The organism is Micromonospora sp. SCSIO 07396 (genome assembly GCF_053667945.1).
In genome coordinates this window covers 5,205,162-5,219,217 of the sequence record NZ_CM132210.1, presented here as the reverse complement: position 1 = coordinate 5,219,217, position 14,056 = coordinate 5,205,162, and the positions used below count along the sequence as shown (strand labels likewise).

13 protein-coding genes are annotated in these 14,056 nt (G+C 74.5%); 9 read left to right on the top strand and 4 right to left on the bottom strand.

Features of this window, described 5'->3' with window-relative positions:
- The first annotated feature begins 44 nt into the window (after positions 1-44).
- Positions 45-1,022 carry a lytic polysaccharide monooxygenase auxiliary activity family 9 protein gene (locus ACWCHM_RS22415; protein ID WP_281900298.1) on the top strand — a complete coding sequence of 326 codons (978 nt, stop codon included), beginning with the start codon at positions 45-47 and terminating at the stop codon, positions 1,020-1,022.
- A gap of 39 nt (positions 1,023-1,061) precedes the next feature.
- On the opposite strand, the gene mgrA is transcribed toward ACWCHM_RS22415, so the two are convergent.
- Positions 1,062-2,051, bottom strand: coding sequence for an L-glyceraldehyde 3-phosphate reductase (mgrA, locus tag ACWCHM_RS22410; protein WP_454219694.1), 990 nt, complete (start codon positions 2,049-2,051; stop codon positions 1,062-1,064).
- A gap of 246 nt (positions 2,052-2,297) precedes the next feature.
- On the opposite strand from mgrA, the gene ACWCHM_RS22405 reads away from it, so the two are divergent.
- The 3 genes from ACWCHM_RS22405 (at position 2,298) to ACWCHM_RS22395 (ending at position 6,270) form a co-directional block, all read left to right on the top strand.
- On the top strand, positions 2,298-3,770 hold the full coding sequence (locus ACWCHM_RS22405; protein ID WP_454219692.1) for a magnesium chelatase: 1,473 nt from the start codon (positions 2,298-2,300) through the stop codon (positions 3,768-3,770).
- A 2-nt stretch (positions 3,771-3,772) separates the two neighbouring features.
- The gene (locus tag ACWCHM_RS22400) at positions 3,773-5,728 is read left to right on the top strand and encodes a vWA domain-containing protein (protein ID WP_281900293.1); all 1,956 of its coding nucleotides are present in this window, start codon (positions 3,773-3,775) and stop codon (positions 5,726-5,728) included.
- Between the two features lie 74 nt (positions 5,729-5,802).
- On the top strand, positions 5,803-6,270 hold the full coding sequence (locus ACWCHM_RS22395; RefSeq protein WP_421489267.1) for a hypothetical protein: 468 nt from the start codon (positions 5,803-5,805) through the stop codon (positions 6,268-6,270).
- Here ACWCHM_RS22395 and ACWCHM_RS22390 read toward each other — a convergent pair.
- Positions 6,235-7,266: a GlxA family transcriptional regulator gene (locus tag ACWCHM_RS22390; protein WP_454219690.1), complete on the bottom strand. Its 1,032-nt coding sequence runs from the start codon at positions 7,264-7,266 to the stop codon at positions 6,235-6,237. The genes ACWCHM_RS22395 and ACWCHM_RS22390 overlap by 36 nt on opposite strands.
- A gap of 70 nt (positions 7,267-7,336) precedes the next feature.
- Here ACWCHM_RS22390 and ACWCHM_RS22385 point away from each other — a divergent pair, with 70 nt between their 5' ends.
- Entirely contained in the window at positions 7,337-8,635 is a 1,299-nt protein-coding gene (locus ACWCHM_RS22385; RefSeq protein ID WP_281900287.1) for an MFS transporter, read from the top strand.
- Between the two features lie 22 nt (positions 8,636-8,657).
- Here the strand turns inward: ACWCHM_RS22385 and ACWCHM_RS22380 are convergent, their stop codons facing one another.
- Positions 8,658-9,374, bottom strand: a complete 717-nt coding sequence (locus ACWCHM_RS22380) for an RICIN domain-containing protein (protein WP_454219689.1) — start codon at positions 9,372-9,374, stop codon at positions 8,658-8,660.
- A 55-nt stretch (positions 9,375-9,429) separates the two neighbouring features.
- Complete coding sequence (locus tag ACWCHM_RS22375; protein ID WP_281900284.1) at positions 9,430-9,714, bottom strand: DUF427 domain-containing protein; 285 nt, start codon at positions 9,712-9,714, stop codon at positions 9,430-9,432.
- A 171-nt stretch (positions 9,715-9,885) separates the two neighbouring features.
- Between ACWCHM_RS22375 and ACWCHM_RS22370 the strand changes: the two genes are divergently transcribed.
- The 4 genes from ACWCHM_RS22370 to ACWCHM_RS22355 all read left to right on the top strand — a co-directional run bounded on the left by ACWCHM_RS22370 (position 9,886) and on the right by ACWCHM_RS22355 (position 14,034).
- On the top strand, positions 9,886-11,268 hold the full coding sequence (locus tag ACWCHM_RS22370; protein WP_454219688.1) for an FAD-binding oxidoreductase: 1,383 nt from the start codon (positions 9,886-9,888) through the stop codon (positions 11,266-11,268).
- Entirely contained in the window at positions 11,265-12,602 is a 1,338-nt protein-coding gene (locus tag ACWCHM_RS22365) for a class I SAM-dependent methyltransferase (protein WP_204956591.1), read from the top strand. The genes ACWCHM_RS22370 and ACWCHM_RS22365 overlap by 4 nt, the downstream gene beginning before the upstream one ends.
- A 209-nt stretch (positions 12,603-12,811) precedes the next feature.
- Positions 12,812-13,696, top strand: coding sequence for a S1C family serine protease (locus tag ACWCHM_RS22360; RefSeq protein ID WP_454219687.1), 885 nt, complete (start codon positions 12,812-12,814; stop codon positions 13,694-13,696).
- A gap of 104 nt (positions 13,697-13,800) precedes the next feature.
- Positions 13,801-14,034 carry a zinc-ribbon domain-containing protein gene (locus tag ACWCHM_RS22355; protein WP_204956592.1) on the top strand — a complete coding sequence of 78 codons (234 nt, stop codon included), beginning with the start codon at positions 13,801-13,803 and terminating at the stop codon, positions 14,032-14,034.
- The last annotated feature ends 22 nt before the right edge of the window (positions 14,035-14,056 follow it).

Sequence of the window (14,056 nt, the reverse complement as noted above, 5' to 3'; positions counted from 1 at the left end):
CCTTTGCCCGCCCGCATCCGTACCAAGGGCGGGAGGTCGACCAGATGACCGTACGCGCAACGTTCGCCGCCCTCGCGGTCGTGGCGGTGACCGTGCTGCTCGATGCGGCTCCTGCCGCCGCGCACGGCGCACCGACCAGCCCGTTGAGCCGTTCGGCGGCCTGCGGCCCGGAGGGGCCGCACGTCTCGACGCCCGCCTGCCTGGCGGCGGTGTCGGCGGGCGCGGCGCTGCGCGAGTGGGACAACATCCGGGTGTACGGCGTCAACGGCCGCGACCGGGAGCGCATCCCGGACGGCGAGTTGTGCAGCGGCGGGCTCTCCGCCTACCGGGGGTTGGACCTGGCGCGGGCGGACTGGCCGGCGACCGAGTTGACCGCCGGGGCGCGGTACACGTTCCGTTACCGGGGCACCATCCCGCACAAGGGCACCTTCCGGCTCTACACCACCCGTCCCGGCTACGACCCGCGCACCCCGCTGCGCTGGGCGGATCTCGACAGGATCCCGTTCCTGTCGGTGACCGACCCGCCGCTGCGTGACGGGTCGTACCAGATTCCGGGGCGGCTGCCCGCCGGGTTGACCGGGCGGCACCTGATCTACACGGTGTGGCAGAACTCCGACACCCCGGACACCTACTACTCCTGCTCCGACGTGCTGTTCAGCCCGGCGGGCGGGGCCGACCCGGGCGACCCGACGCGGGTCGCCACCGATCCGACGCAGGCTGTCAGCGACCCGGCTCCCACCGACCCGGCCGGCGGCCCGACGGCAGGCGTCGGAGCGGACCAGGCCACCTCCGCCGGGGCGACCGCGGCCGGTGACGGGTCCGCCGGGGAGACCGGCGTGCCGGTAGCGTCGGTGACCCGGGTCGGCGGCGGCAACCTCCGGCTGACGGTGGGTGTGGCAGCGGTGGTGACCGTGCTGCTGGTGGCGCTGGTGGCGACCCGGCTGCGCCGCCCGGCACCCGTGCCGCCCGGCCGCCCCTGCGGCGTCCGCAACCATCGGGCCGGCCGTCGCCGCGTCTGGTGACCCGCGCCGGGTGGTCATGATCCACACCCGGCCCGGCCGTCAGGCGAGGAGGCGGTCGATCTCGGCCAGGTCGTCGGGGTTCAGGTCGAGGTGGGCCAGGGCGGCGATGTTGCCCTCCAACTGGGCCACGCTGCTCGCCCCGATGACCAGGCTGGTCATCCGGGGGTCGCGCAGCGCCCAGGCCAGGGCGAGCTGGGCCAGCGTCCGCCCCCGCCGCTCGGCGACCCCGGCGAGGCCCCGGACGGTGGCGAGCCGCTCGTCGGTCACGTCGCTCTCGCCGAGGAACACGCTGGTACGGACCCGGGAGTCGGCCGGGATGCCGTCGAGGTAACGGTCGGTGAGCACGCCCTGGGCCAGCGGACTGTACGCGATGCAGCCCGCGCCGACCTCGGCCAGCGTGTCGAGCAGCCCGTCGTCCTCGGTCCAGCGGTTGAGCATCGAGTACGACGGCTGGTTGATCAGCAGCGGGGTGCCCAGGTCACGCAGGATCGCGGCGGCCCGCCTGGTCTGCTCCGCGTCGTAGTTGGAGACGCCGACGTAGAGCGCCCGGCCGGACCGGACGATGGCGTCCAGCGCCCCCATCGTCTCCTCCAGCGGGGTGTCCGGGTCGAAGCGGTGGGAGTAGAAGATGTCGACGTGGTCCAGCCCCATCCGGCGCAGCGACTGGTCCAGCGACGAGATCAGGGACTTGCGCGAGCCCCACTCGCCGTATGGGCCGGGCCACATCAGGTAGCCGGCCTTGCTGGACACCACCAGTTCGTCCCGGTACGGCCTGAGGTCGGTGGCGAGCAGCCGGCCGAACGCCTCCTCCGCCGCGCCGGGCGGCGGGCCGTAGTTGTTGGCCAGGTCGAAGTGGGTGATGCCGAGGTCGAACGCGCGGCGGACGATGTCCCGTTGCCGCTCGAACGGGCGGTCCGGCCCGAAGTTGTGCCACAACCCGAGTGAGAGGGCGGGCAGTCGCAGGCCGCTGCGCCCGCTGCGGCGGTAGGTCATCCGGTCGTAGCGGTCGGCCGCGGCGAGGTAGGTCACGCCCCCGACCCTAACCCCGCCCCGACCTGCGGCGGCGACCACCGTCGGTGGTCCGGGCGGGAACCAGCCCGGTGGGACCGCCGCCGGGGTGGCTCCGAGCCATGCGCCACGTGCCCCTCGACACCCCTGCCCCTGGCCGGGCTGCCGACGCTGATCCGGGCCCGCGCCCGGCGGTGAGGCGTCGCGTCGGGGACCGGTGGGGGTCGATTCCGGTGCCGGGGGCACAGCGGCCCGGATCGCGCTAGCGTGGGTCGGGTGACTGCGCCCAACCAGGCTCTCCCGGTCCCGCCCGCCGACCTGCCGGGCACCCTCGGCGCGCTGCGCGCCGCCGGACACCGGTACCAGACCGTCAAGCAGGAACTCCGCCACAACCTCCTGGCCCGGATGCGTTCCGGCGAGGATCGTTTCCCCGGCATCGTCGGCTACGACGACAGCGTGCTGCCCGAGGTCGAGCGGGCGTTGCTCGCCGGCCACGACATGGTGCTGCTGGGCGAACGCGGCCAGGGCAAGACCCGACTGATCCGTTCGCTGGTGGCGCTGCTCGACGAGTGGACCCCGGTGCTGCCCGGGTCGGTGCTCAACGAGCACCCGCTGCACCCGCTCACCCCGTCCTCCCGCGCGCTGGTCGCCGAGGCCGGCGACGACCTGCCGGTCGGCTGGCTGCACCGCTCGATGCGCTACGGCGAGAAGTTGGCCACCCCGGACACCAGCGTCGGTGACCTGATCGGCGACGTGGATCCGATCCGGCTGGCCCAGGGGCGTACCCTCGGCGACCCGGAGACCATCCACTTCGGGCTGGTGCCCCGCACCAACCGGGGGATCTTCGCCGTCAACGAGCTGCCCGACCTGGCCGAACGCATCCAGGTGGCGCTGCTCAACGTGCTGGAGGAGCGGGACATCCAGGTCCGGGGCTACCAGCTCCGCCTGCCGCTCGACCTGTTCCTGGTGGCCAGCGCCAACCCGGAGGACTACACCAACCGGGGCCGGATCATCACCCCGCTCAAGGACCGGTTCGGCGCGGAGGTCCGCACCCACTACCCGGTCGACCTGGAGCTGGAGCTGGCGTTGATCCGGCAGGAGGCCGACCTGGTCGCCGAGGTGCCGGAGCACGTGTTGGAGGTGCTGGCCCGGTTCGCCCGCGCGGTGCGCGAGTCGTCGTCGGTGGACCCGCGCTCCGGGGTCTCCGCCCGGTTCGCCATCGCCGCCGCCGAGACCGTCGCCGCCGCCGCGTTGCGCCGCTCCGGCCTGCTCGCCGGCCCCGCGTCGGCCGCCGACGACGCCACGGTACGGCCGGAGGCACCGGTCGCCCGGGTCGGTGACGCGGTGTCGGTGACCTCGACGTTGCGCGGCAAGGTGGAGTTCGAGAGTGGCGAGGAGGGGCGGGAGACCGAGATCCTGGGCCACCTGCTGCGCACCGCGACCGCCGAGACGTTCCGGGCCCGGCTGGCCGGACTGGACCTCTCCGGGTTCACCGCGCTGGTCGCCGAGGGGGCGGTGATCGAGACCGGTGAGCTGGTCGCCTCGGCGGAACTGCTGCGCCAGGTCGGCACCGTGCCGGGGCTGGCCAAGGCGCTGGACCGGTTGGGGCTGGGCGACGCGCCCACCCCGGAGCAGGCCGCCGCAGGGGTCGAGTTCGTGCTGGAGGGACTGCACCTGACCCGCCGGCTCGGCAAGGACGTCACCGAGTCCGGTCGTACCGTCTACGGCGGTCGGAGCTGAGGATGGCCGGCAACCGGTTCCGGTACGGCCAGTGGCAGGGCGGCCCCGACCCGCTCGCCCCGCCGTACGACGTGCGCGCCGCGGTGGACTCCGTCGGCGCGGAGGTGCTGGCCGGCGGCAGCCTGCGGGAGGCGCTGCGCGACCTGTTGCGTCGGGGCCCGCAGGGCCGGGGCGGCCTGGACGACCTGGCCGCCCGGGCCCGCCGGCTGCGCCGGGAGGCGTTGCGCCGGGGCGACCTGGACGGCGCGGTGACCCGGTCCCGGGCGCTGCTCGACCAGGCGCTCGCGGCGGAACGGGACGCGTTGCGTGCGCGTACCGACGACGACGCCCGGTTCGCCGAGACGGTGCTGGACAACCTGCCCCGCTCCACCGCCCGCGCGGTGCAGGAGCTGTCCGGGTACCGGTGGACCAGCGACGAGGCCCGGCAGACCTACCAGCGGATTCTCGACGGGCTGCGCGGGGAGGTGCTGGAGCAGCGGTTCGCCGGGCTGCGGGACGCGGCGCGGGCCGCCGGTGACCCGGCGGTGCAGGCGCAGCTCGCCGAGATGATGCGGGACCTCAACGACCTGCTGGCCCGGCACGCCCGCGCGGAGGACACCACCGACGCGTTCGCCGAGTTCATGCGCCGGCACGGCGAGTTCTTCCCGGAGCAGCCGGGCAGCGTCGACGAACTGGTCGACGTGCTGGCCCGGCGGGCGGCGGCGGGGGAGCGGCTGATGCGGTCGCTGTCCGACCGGCAGCGCGAGGAGCTGGCCGGGCTGATGCGGCAGTCGCTCGGTGACCGGCTCTCCGGTGAGCTGTCCGCGCTCGACGCCCACCTGCGTGCGCTGCGTCCCGACCTGAACTGGCAGCGTGGTGAGCGGGTCCGGGGTGACCAGCCACTCGGCTACGGCGAGGCGACCGGGGCGTTGGACGAGATCGCCGAGCTGGACGAGTTGCTGGAGTCCCTGGACCAGCAGCAGCCGGGGGCCACCCTGGACGACGTGGACGTCGAGTCGGTCGCCCGGACGCTGGGCCGTGACGCCGCCGACGACGTACGCCGGTTGCGGGAGCTGGAGCGGGAGCTGCGCCGGCAGGGCTGGGTGAGCCGGGACGCCGACGGGTTGACGCTCAGCCCGAAGGCGCTGCGCCGGCTGGCCGGCACCGCGCTGCGCCGGGTCTTCGCCGACCTCACCGCCGGCCCGCGCGGCCAGCACGACCTGCGTACGGCCGGGGCGGCCGGCGAGGTCAGCGGCGCGTCCCGGCAGTGGGAGTACGGCGACGAGCAGCCCTTGGACGTGGTGCGCACCCTCACCCGGGCGGTGCGTCGGGCCGGCCCCACGGTGCCGTTGCCGCTCGCCGTCGAGGATTTCGAGGTGGTGGAGACGGAGCGGCGGGCGTCGGCGGCGGTGGCGCTCTGCGTCGACCTGTCGTACTCGATGGTGTCGCAGGGGCGGTGGGGGCCGATGAAGCAGACGGCGCTGGCCCTGTCGCACCTGATGGCGACCCGGTTCCCGCAGGACGCGTTGCAGATCGTCGGGTTCGGTCGGGAGGCGGTCACGCTCACCCAGCGGGAGCTGGCGGCGGTGGAGCCGGACATGGAGCAGGGCACCAACCTCCAGCACGCCCTGCGGCTGGCCGGCCGGCACCTGCGCCGGCATCCGGGGGCCGAGCCGGTGGTGCTGGTGGTCACCGACGGTGAGCCGACCGCCCACCTCGATCCGGACGACGGTGAGGCGTACTTCCACTGGCCGCCGCTGCCGGAGACGGTCCAGGCCACCGTCCGCGAGGTGGACCGGCTGGCCCGGGCCGGGGTCACGCTCAACCTGTTCCTGCTCGGTGAGGACCCGGGACTGCGTCGGTTCATGGACGCGGTGGCCCGCCGCTCCCGGGGTCGCCTGTTCACCCCGGACCTGGGTGACCTGGGCGAGTACGTGGTCTCGGACTACCTGCGTTCCCGGCGCGCCTCCGCCCGCTGACCGGGCCGCCCGTCCGGGTGATCCGGGTGGCACAACCGTCCACCCGACCCGGTGGCACGGGGTTGACTGGGGGTGTGGAGCTGCGCGGGGCGTACCGGATCCTGCTCGCCGAGGTCGAGGCGGGCGGGTTCCGGCCGGCTCCGCCCGGCGGGTGGGGCGCGGAGCGGATCGTGGCGCACCTGGTCGCCAACGACGAGCTGATGAGTGAGGCGACCGAGGCGGTGCTGGCCGGGGCGCCGTTCGCCTACTACGACCTGACCGGTGTGCACCGGCCCGAATTGGACGCCCTGGTCGCCGGGTGCGGCGGGCTGCCCGGCCTGGCCACTCTGCTGCGGGCCACCAGCGGCCGGCTCTGCGGGCTGGTGGACCGGCTCGGCCCGGCCGCCGACACCCCGGTCGAGACGCACCTGCGGGAGGGTTTCGACCTGGTCGTCGACGAGCCGCTGCCCTGGTCGCGCACCCTCGACCTGCACGCCCGGGTGCACCTGCCCCGGCACCTGGCGCAGCTACGGATGCTCCGCGACCAGCCGCAGCCCGCCTGACTCCACCCCGGACGGCCCGGCGGCGGGGGTGCGGCGGAAGGTGCGCCGGTAGGCCGAGGGGGAGACGCCGATCCGGGTGTTCAGGTGTTGACGCAGGGCGGCGGTGGTGCCGAAGCCCGCCCGCCGGGCCACCTGGTCGATGGCCAGGTCGGTGGTCTCCAGGAGCAGCCGGGCGTGGTCGGTGCGCTGCTGGAGCAGCCACTGCGCCGGGCTCAGCCCGGTCTCCGAGCGGAAGTGCCGGGTGAAGGTGCGCACGCTCATCCGGGCGTGGGCGGCCAGCTCCCGCAGGGCGACAGGTTCGTGCAGCCGCTGCCGGGCCCATTCCCGGGTGGCCGCGATGCCGCTGGCCGGGGTGCGCGGCACCGGCCGTTCGATGTACTGGGCCTGGCCGCCGTCGCGCCAGGGTGGCACCACGCACCGACGGGCCGCCCGGTTGGCCACCTCGCTGCCGTGGTCGCTGCGGACGACGTGCAGGCACAGGTCGATCCCGGCGGCCACCCCGGCCGAGGTGAGCACCCGGCCGGAGTCGATGAACAGCACGTCCGGGTCGAGGGCCACCTGCGGGTAGAGCCGGCGGAACCGGTCGGCGTGCGCCCAGTGGGTGGTGGCCCGCTGGCCGTCGAGCAGCCCGGCGGCGGCCAGCGCGAACGCGCCCGTGCAGATCGACATGATGCGTGCGCCCCGGTGCCGGGCGTCCCGCAGCGCGCCGGCCACCGCCGGGTCGATCGTGCCGTCGGTCATCGGTGGGCCGCCGTGCAGGCCGGGCACCACCACCGTGTCGACGGTGGCCAGCAGGTCGAGCCCGTGGTCGGGGAGGACCCGGAAACCGGCGGAGCTGCGGACCGGGCGACCGCCGGGGGTGCAGGTGTCGACGGCGTAGAGCGGGAGTCGGTCGGGGGTGCGGGCGGCCCCGAAGACCTGGGCCGGGGTGCCCAGGTCGAGGCCGACCACGCCGTCGAGGGCGAGCACGCCGATCCGGTGCGGCCTGATGGTCATGGCCCGATTATTGCGCACCATGGCTTTCCGGCCACTCGTCGCCCGCCGGGTCGTGGCCGAGACTTGGAGCGTGACCCGAGCCCGTCGTCTCCACCCGGCCTGGACCGTAGCCGCCGTCGCCTTCGTCGCGCTGGTCGGTGCGGCCGGCTTCCGCGCCACCCCGTCGGTGCTGCTGCACCCGCTGCACGCCGAGTTCCGCTGGCCGCTGGCCACCATCTCCGCCGCCGTCTCGGTCAATCTGCTGCTCTACGGCCTGACCGCACCGTTCGCCGCCGCCCTGATGGACCGGTTCGGCATCCGCCGGGTGGTGACCTGTGCGCTGGCGCTGGTGGCGCTCGGCAGCGGCCTGACCGTCTTCATGACGGCGAGTTGGCAGCTCATTCTCTGTTGGGGCGTCCTGGTCGGGCTGGGCACCGGCTCGATGGCGCTGGCCTTCGTCGCCACCGTCACCGGGCGCTGGTTCGTCCACCGCCGGGGGCTGGTCACCGGGGTGCTCACCGCCGGTGGGACCGCCGGCCAGCTGGTCTTCCTGCCGCTGCTCGCGGTGCTGGTCCGGGACCACGGCTGGCGTACGGCCGCGCTGGTGGTGGCCGGGGCGGCGCTCGCGGTCGTCCCGCTGGTGGCCCGGTGGCTGCGGGAACACCCGGCGGATCTCGGCCTGCCCGCCTACGGCGCGACCGGGGTGACGCCCCGGCCGCCGTCGGCCGGCGGGGCCGCCGCGCGGGCGGTGGCCGCGTTGACCGCCGCCGCCCGGACCCGCCCGTTCTGGCTGCTCGCCGGCGGCTTCGCGATCTGCGGTGCGACCACCAACGGCCTGGTCGGCACCCACTTCGTGCCGGCCGCGCACGACCACGGCATGCCGCAGACCACGGCGGCGGGCCTGCTCGCGCTGGTCGGGCTCTTCGACATCGTCGGGGTCGTCGCTTCGGGCTGGCTCACCGACCGGATGGACAGCCGGCTGCTGCTGGCCGGCTACTACGGGCTGCGCGGGCTGTCGCTGCTGCTGCTGCCCGCCCTGTTCACCGGCGGCACCGGACCGAGCATGCTGGTCTTCGTCGTCTTCTACGGCCTGGACTGGGTGGCGACCGTGCCGCCGACGGTGGCCCTGTGCCGGGAGTACTTCGGCGACTCGGCGGCGGTGGTCTTCGGCTGGGTCTTCGCCGCGCACCAGTTCGGGGCGGCGTTCGCGGCGACCGGCGCCGGCCTGGTCCGCGACCGGCTCGGTGACTACGCGCCGGCCTGGTACGCGGCCGGGGCGCTCTCCATCGGCGCCGGGCTGTTGTCGCTGCTGCTGCGCCGCCGCCGCGCGGCACCGGTGCCGGTGCCGACGCCGGTCCGGCCCGCCGGGGCCTGGAGCTACCGGGGCTGACCGGGGCGGGAACGGCCGTCGTTCAGCCGAGGGTCCACTGTTGGCCGGCGGCGGCGGTGCAGGTGGCCTGCACCAGGTCGTCGCCGGCCGCCGTGCCGTCGTTGCGGACCTGCGCGCACTTGCCCGAGCCGACGCCGACCAGCAGGACCGGCCCGGTGCCGACAGGGGTCAGCCGCCACTGCTGGTTGGCCTGGCCGTGGCAGCCGAACTGCTGGAGCCGCGCGCCGTCGTCGCCGCTGCCGCCGTCGACGTCGAGGCACTGGCCGTGCCCGGCGTTGGTGAGCGTCACCAGGTCGGGCGCGACCGGGTTGGCGACCCACTGCTGCTCCGCGCCGCCGGTGCAGCCGGCCAGTTCGGCGGTGGCCGTCTCGCCCGCGCCGTCGGTGCCGACGCAGAGGCCGGAGGTGACCGCCCGCAACACGACAGGGCCGGTGACCGTGGCCGGGGTGGTGGGCGGCGGGGTCGGGCTGGGCGGCGGTGTGGTCGCGGCCGGCGGGCTGGTCGACTCGGCGGCCGGGGTGGGGGCAGCCGGGGTGGGGGCGGCGGCCGGCACCACCGGGGCCCGGTCGTCGCCGCCGCCGAGCACGCCGGTGGCGAAGAAGACCCCCAGCAGTACGCCGGCCAGGCCGACGGCCAGCGCGGACCGCATCAGCGGATCGGCGGGCAGCCCGGGGCGGGCGGCCCGTCGGACGCCGTACACGGTGCCGGACGGATCGTGGTGCGGGTCGGGGTCGGCCATGGCTGCATGGTGACCCACCGGGCGGGCCGACGACCAGTCGGCCCGCCCGGTGGGATCAGTCGACGACCCGGACGTCCTTCCAGAACGCCACCCGGTCGCGGATGTGCTCCGCCTCGGGCTTCGGGTCGGGGTAGTACCAGACGGCGTCGGCGCTCGTGCGCTCTCCGTCGGTGAGGGAGTAGTAGGAGGCGTCGCCCTTCCAGGGGCAGACCGTCTGCGTCGCCGACTCGGTGATCAGGTCGTCGCGCAGGGTGCTTCGGGGGAAGTAGTGGTTGCCCTCCACCAGGACGGTGTCGTCGCTCTCGGCCACGACCTGGTCGTTCCACACGGCTTTCGGCATGTCACCACGCTACGCCCCCGGCGGGCCCCGGTCGCGGGCCCCTCGGCGACCGTACGTCGCGTCGGTGTCGGGCGGGGACGGACGACCATGCCGATGTCGAGGTTGCCTACTGATCAGAAACGGTCAGCGATGCGGTTCCCCGGAGCGGCGCTTCGCGCGTAAGGTGATCTCATGCGCGCGCTGCGTGATCATGAGCTGGCGGTGGACACGTTGCGACGGTCGTACGCCGCCGTGCCCCCCGGGGACCCCGTACGGCTGGCCAAACGCACCTCCAACCTGTTCCGACCCCGGTCGGCCACCGGCACACCCGGCCTCGACGTCAGTGGCCTCGACGGCGTCCTGTCGGTCGACCCGGTGGCCCGCACCGCCGACGTGCAGGGCATGTGCACCTATGAGGACCTGGTCGAGGCGACCCTCCCGCACGGGCTGATGCCGCTGGTCGTGCCGCAGCTGCGCACGATCACCCTGGGCGGCGCGGTCACCGGGCTGGGCATCGAGTCGACGGCGTTCCGCAACGGGCTGCCGCACGAGTCGGTCATCGAGATGGACGTCCTGACCGGCGCGGGGGAGATCGTCACCACCCGCCCGGACGGCCCGGACGCCGAGCTGTTCGCCGCCTTCCCCAACTCGCTGGGCAGCCTGGGGTACGCCACCCGGCTGCGCATCGAACTCCAGCCCCTGGGGCGGGTGGTGGCCCTGCGCAACATCCGGTTCACCCGGCTGGAGGAGCTGACCGCAGCCGTCGCCGAGGTGATCGCCAAGGGCGAGTGGGAGGGCCGGCCGGTCGACGCGATGGACGGCGTCATGTTCAGCCCCGGCGAGTCCTACCTGGTGCTCGGCTCGTTCACCGACGAGCCCGAGCGGACCAGCGACTACACCGGCCAGGACATCTACTACCGTTCGTTGCGCCGCCGGGTGCGGGACACCCTCAGCGGCCGCGACTACCTGTGGCGGTGGGACACCGACTGGTTCTGGTGCTCGGCCGCGTTCGGAGCGCAGCACCCGGTGGTACGCCGGCTCTGGCCGGCCCGCTGGCGACGCAGCGACGTCTACCACCGGCTGGTCCGGCTGGAACACCGCTACCACGTGGCCGCCCGGGTGGACCGGTGGCGTGGCCGGCCGGACCGGGAACGGGTCGTGCAGGACGTCGAGATCCCGCTGGACGCCACGGCCGACTTCCTGCGCTGGTTCGACCGGAACGTGGGGATGACGCCGGTGTGGCTGTGCCCGTTGCGGTTGCGTGAGCCCGACGGCCCCGGCTCCGCCCGCGCCTGGCCGCTGTATCCGCTACGCCCCGGCCAGACGTACGTCAACATCGGCTTCTGGGGCACCCTGCCGATCGCGGAGGGTGCCGCGGACGGCGAGGCGAACCGCTCCATCGAGCGGATGGTGTCGGAGTTCGGCGGCCACAAATCGCTCTACTCCGACGCGTACTACGACCGGGCGGCCTTCGACCGGCTCTACGGCGGGGAGACCTGGCGTGCCGTGAAGGACCGCTACGACCCGGACCATCGGCTCACCGGACTCTACGAGAAGGCGGTTGCACGGAAATGAGCCTGACCGACCGAGAACAGGGGGCGGCGAGCGCCCCGGCCAGTCCGCCGGCAGGGACCCGGCGGGCACCGACAGTCGCCGACGTCGTCCGCGCGGTCACCACGCGGGACCTGCCGGTCCGCATCACCGGCTACGACGGCAGCGCGATCGGCCCGGCCGACGCCGGGATCACGCTCGACATCCGCTCCGAGCGCGGGCTGTCCTACCTGCTCACCGCCCCCGGTGACCTGGGCATGGCACGGGCCTACGTCAGCGGCGACCTCGGGCTCGGCGGGGTGCACCCCGGCGACCCGTACGAGGCCCTGCGGGTGTTGCAGGACCTGCGGCTGCGCGTCCCCTCGCTGGCCGAGGGGCTGGCCCTGGTGCGTGGGCTCGGCTGGGAGCGGCTGCGTCCGCCGCCGGCCCCGCCGCAGGAGGCGCTGCCCCGCTGGCGGCGGGTGATGGGTGGGCTGCGGCACTCCCGCAGCCGGGACAGCACCGCCATCTCGCACCACTACGACGTGTCGAACGCCTTCTACGAGAAGGTGCTCGGCGACTCGATGACGTACACCTGCGCGGTCTACCGCAGCCCGACCGACACCCTGGAGCAGGCCCAGTCGGCCAAGTACGACCTGGTCGCCGGCAAGCTGGCGCTCCAGCCGGGGATGCGCCTGCTCGACGTGGGCTGCGGCTGGGGCGGGATGGTCCGGCACGCGGCCCGCGAGTACGGCGTCAGGGCGATCGGGGTGACCCTGTCCCGGGCGCAGGCGCAGTGGGCGCAGGAGGCGATCGCCCGGGAGGGGCTGACCGGGCTGGCCGAGGTGCGTCACCTCGACTACCGCGACGCCCCCCGCGAGCAGTTCGACGCGATCTCCTCGATCGGGCTGACCGAGCACATCGGGGTGCGCAACTATCCGGCCTACTTCCGGGCGCTGCGGGACCGGCTGCGGCCCGGCGGCCGGCTGCTCAACCACTGCATCACCCGGGCCGACAACCGGGCCCCGCACCGCTCGGGCGCGTTCATCGACAGGTACGTCTTCCCCGACGGCGAGCTGGCCGGGCCGGGCCGCCTGATCAGCGAGGTGCACGACGCCGGGTTCGAGGTGCACCATGAGGAGAACCTGCGGCAGCACTACGCGTCGACGCTTGCCGCCTGGTGCCGCAACCTCGTGGCGAACTGGGACTTCTGCGTCGACGAGGTGGGCCTGGGCACCGCCCGGGTCTGGGGCCTCTACATGGCCGGCTCGCGGTTGGCCTTCGAACGCAACGGCATCCAACTGCACCAGGTGCTGGCCACCCGCAACGGCCCGGACGGCGTGAACGGCTACCCGCTGCGCCCGAACTGGACGCCCTGACCGCACCGCCCGTACCGGTCCGACGGGAGCCACGCCACCGTGGCGCGGCTCCCGTCGGCTGCCGACACGTCGACGTCATCAGCTCGACAGGACGTCGGGTGGCGGGCGTCGTCCGGGCGGACACCCACATGGCGGACGCACAGGTACGGCACACGGGGACCTCAGCCCGACGCGGCACGGTTGCTGCATCGCCGCACCGAGGAGGCCCCATGCCACACCCCGACACCATGCCGCGCCCGACGCCCACCAGCCCGGCCGCCGCGCCACCGCCCCGGTCGTCGACTCCGCCGTGGTCGCCCCCGCCACCATCGACGCCCCCGCCCGCGCTGACGTCCCCGCCCCCGCCGTCACCGTCGCGTTGGCGTCGACGGCTGATGGCCGCCGGCACGGCGATGGTGCTGATGGTCGCGGGCGGTGGCACCGGAGCGCTGGTCGTGGACCGGGTCGTCGACCGGGGTCAGGTCGTCGCCGGTACGACGGCCGTCACCCCGGTCGCCGCCACCATCGACTCCCTCGCCAGGGTGGTCGCCGTCGTGTCGCCGAGCATCGTCACCGTCGAGGTGACCGGGGCGCGGGAGTCCAGCCTCGGGTCCGGCGTCGTCCTCGACACCGACGGTCTCGTCCTGACCAACCAGCACGTGGTGGACTCCGACGGCAGGGTCACCGTGACCCTCGCCGACGGCCGTACCGCCCCGGCGACCGTGGTCGCCCAGGACGCCACCGCGGACGTGGCACTGCTGCGGGCGACCGGGTTGACCGGGCTCACCCCGGCGACGCTGGGCAGCGACGCCACCCTGACCGTCGGGGACACCGTCCTGGCGTTCGGCAGTCCGCTCGGGCTGGCCGGGACGGTCACCTCCGGGATCGTGTCGGCCCTGGACCGGTCGGTGGACGGCCTGACCGGGCTGGTGCAGACCGACGCGGCGATCAACCACGGCAACTCCGGCGGGGCGCTGGTCGACACCGCCGGGCGGGTGGTGGGCATCAACGTCGCCATCGCCACCACCGGGGAGGACGAGGGCAGCGTGGGACTCGGGTTCGCCATTGCGGTGGACACCGTCCGCGAGGTGGTGGCCCGGCTGGACGCGCGCTGACTGTCACCACCAGGGTGACGAACGGCAGGCCCGGTTCCGGACAGCGGCGGGGCGGAATTCTCCGCCCGGGGTTCCCGGGGCGTCGGGCTGGGTACTGCGGGGCGATGTTCCTCATCTTCGGACTCCGCACCCGGGTCACCCGGTCGGGGGTGGTGACCGCCGTCTGCCGGCACTGCGGCAACCAGGCCGCACAGGTGATCAGCCGCCGGTCGACGAAGTTCACCGTGTTCTTCGTCCCGCTGATCCCGATCCGGACGAAGTACGTGCAGCAGTGCTCGTTCTGCGGCGTCGAGTACGCCGTCGACGCCGACGAGGCCCGTCGCCTCCCGGTCGGCTGACCGTGGCCCGCTTCCTCTGCTG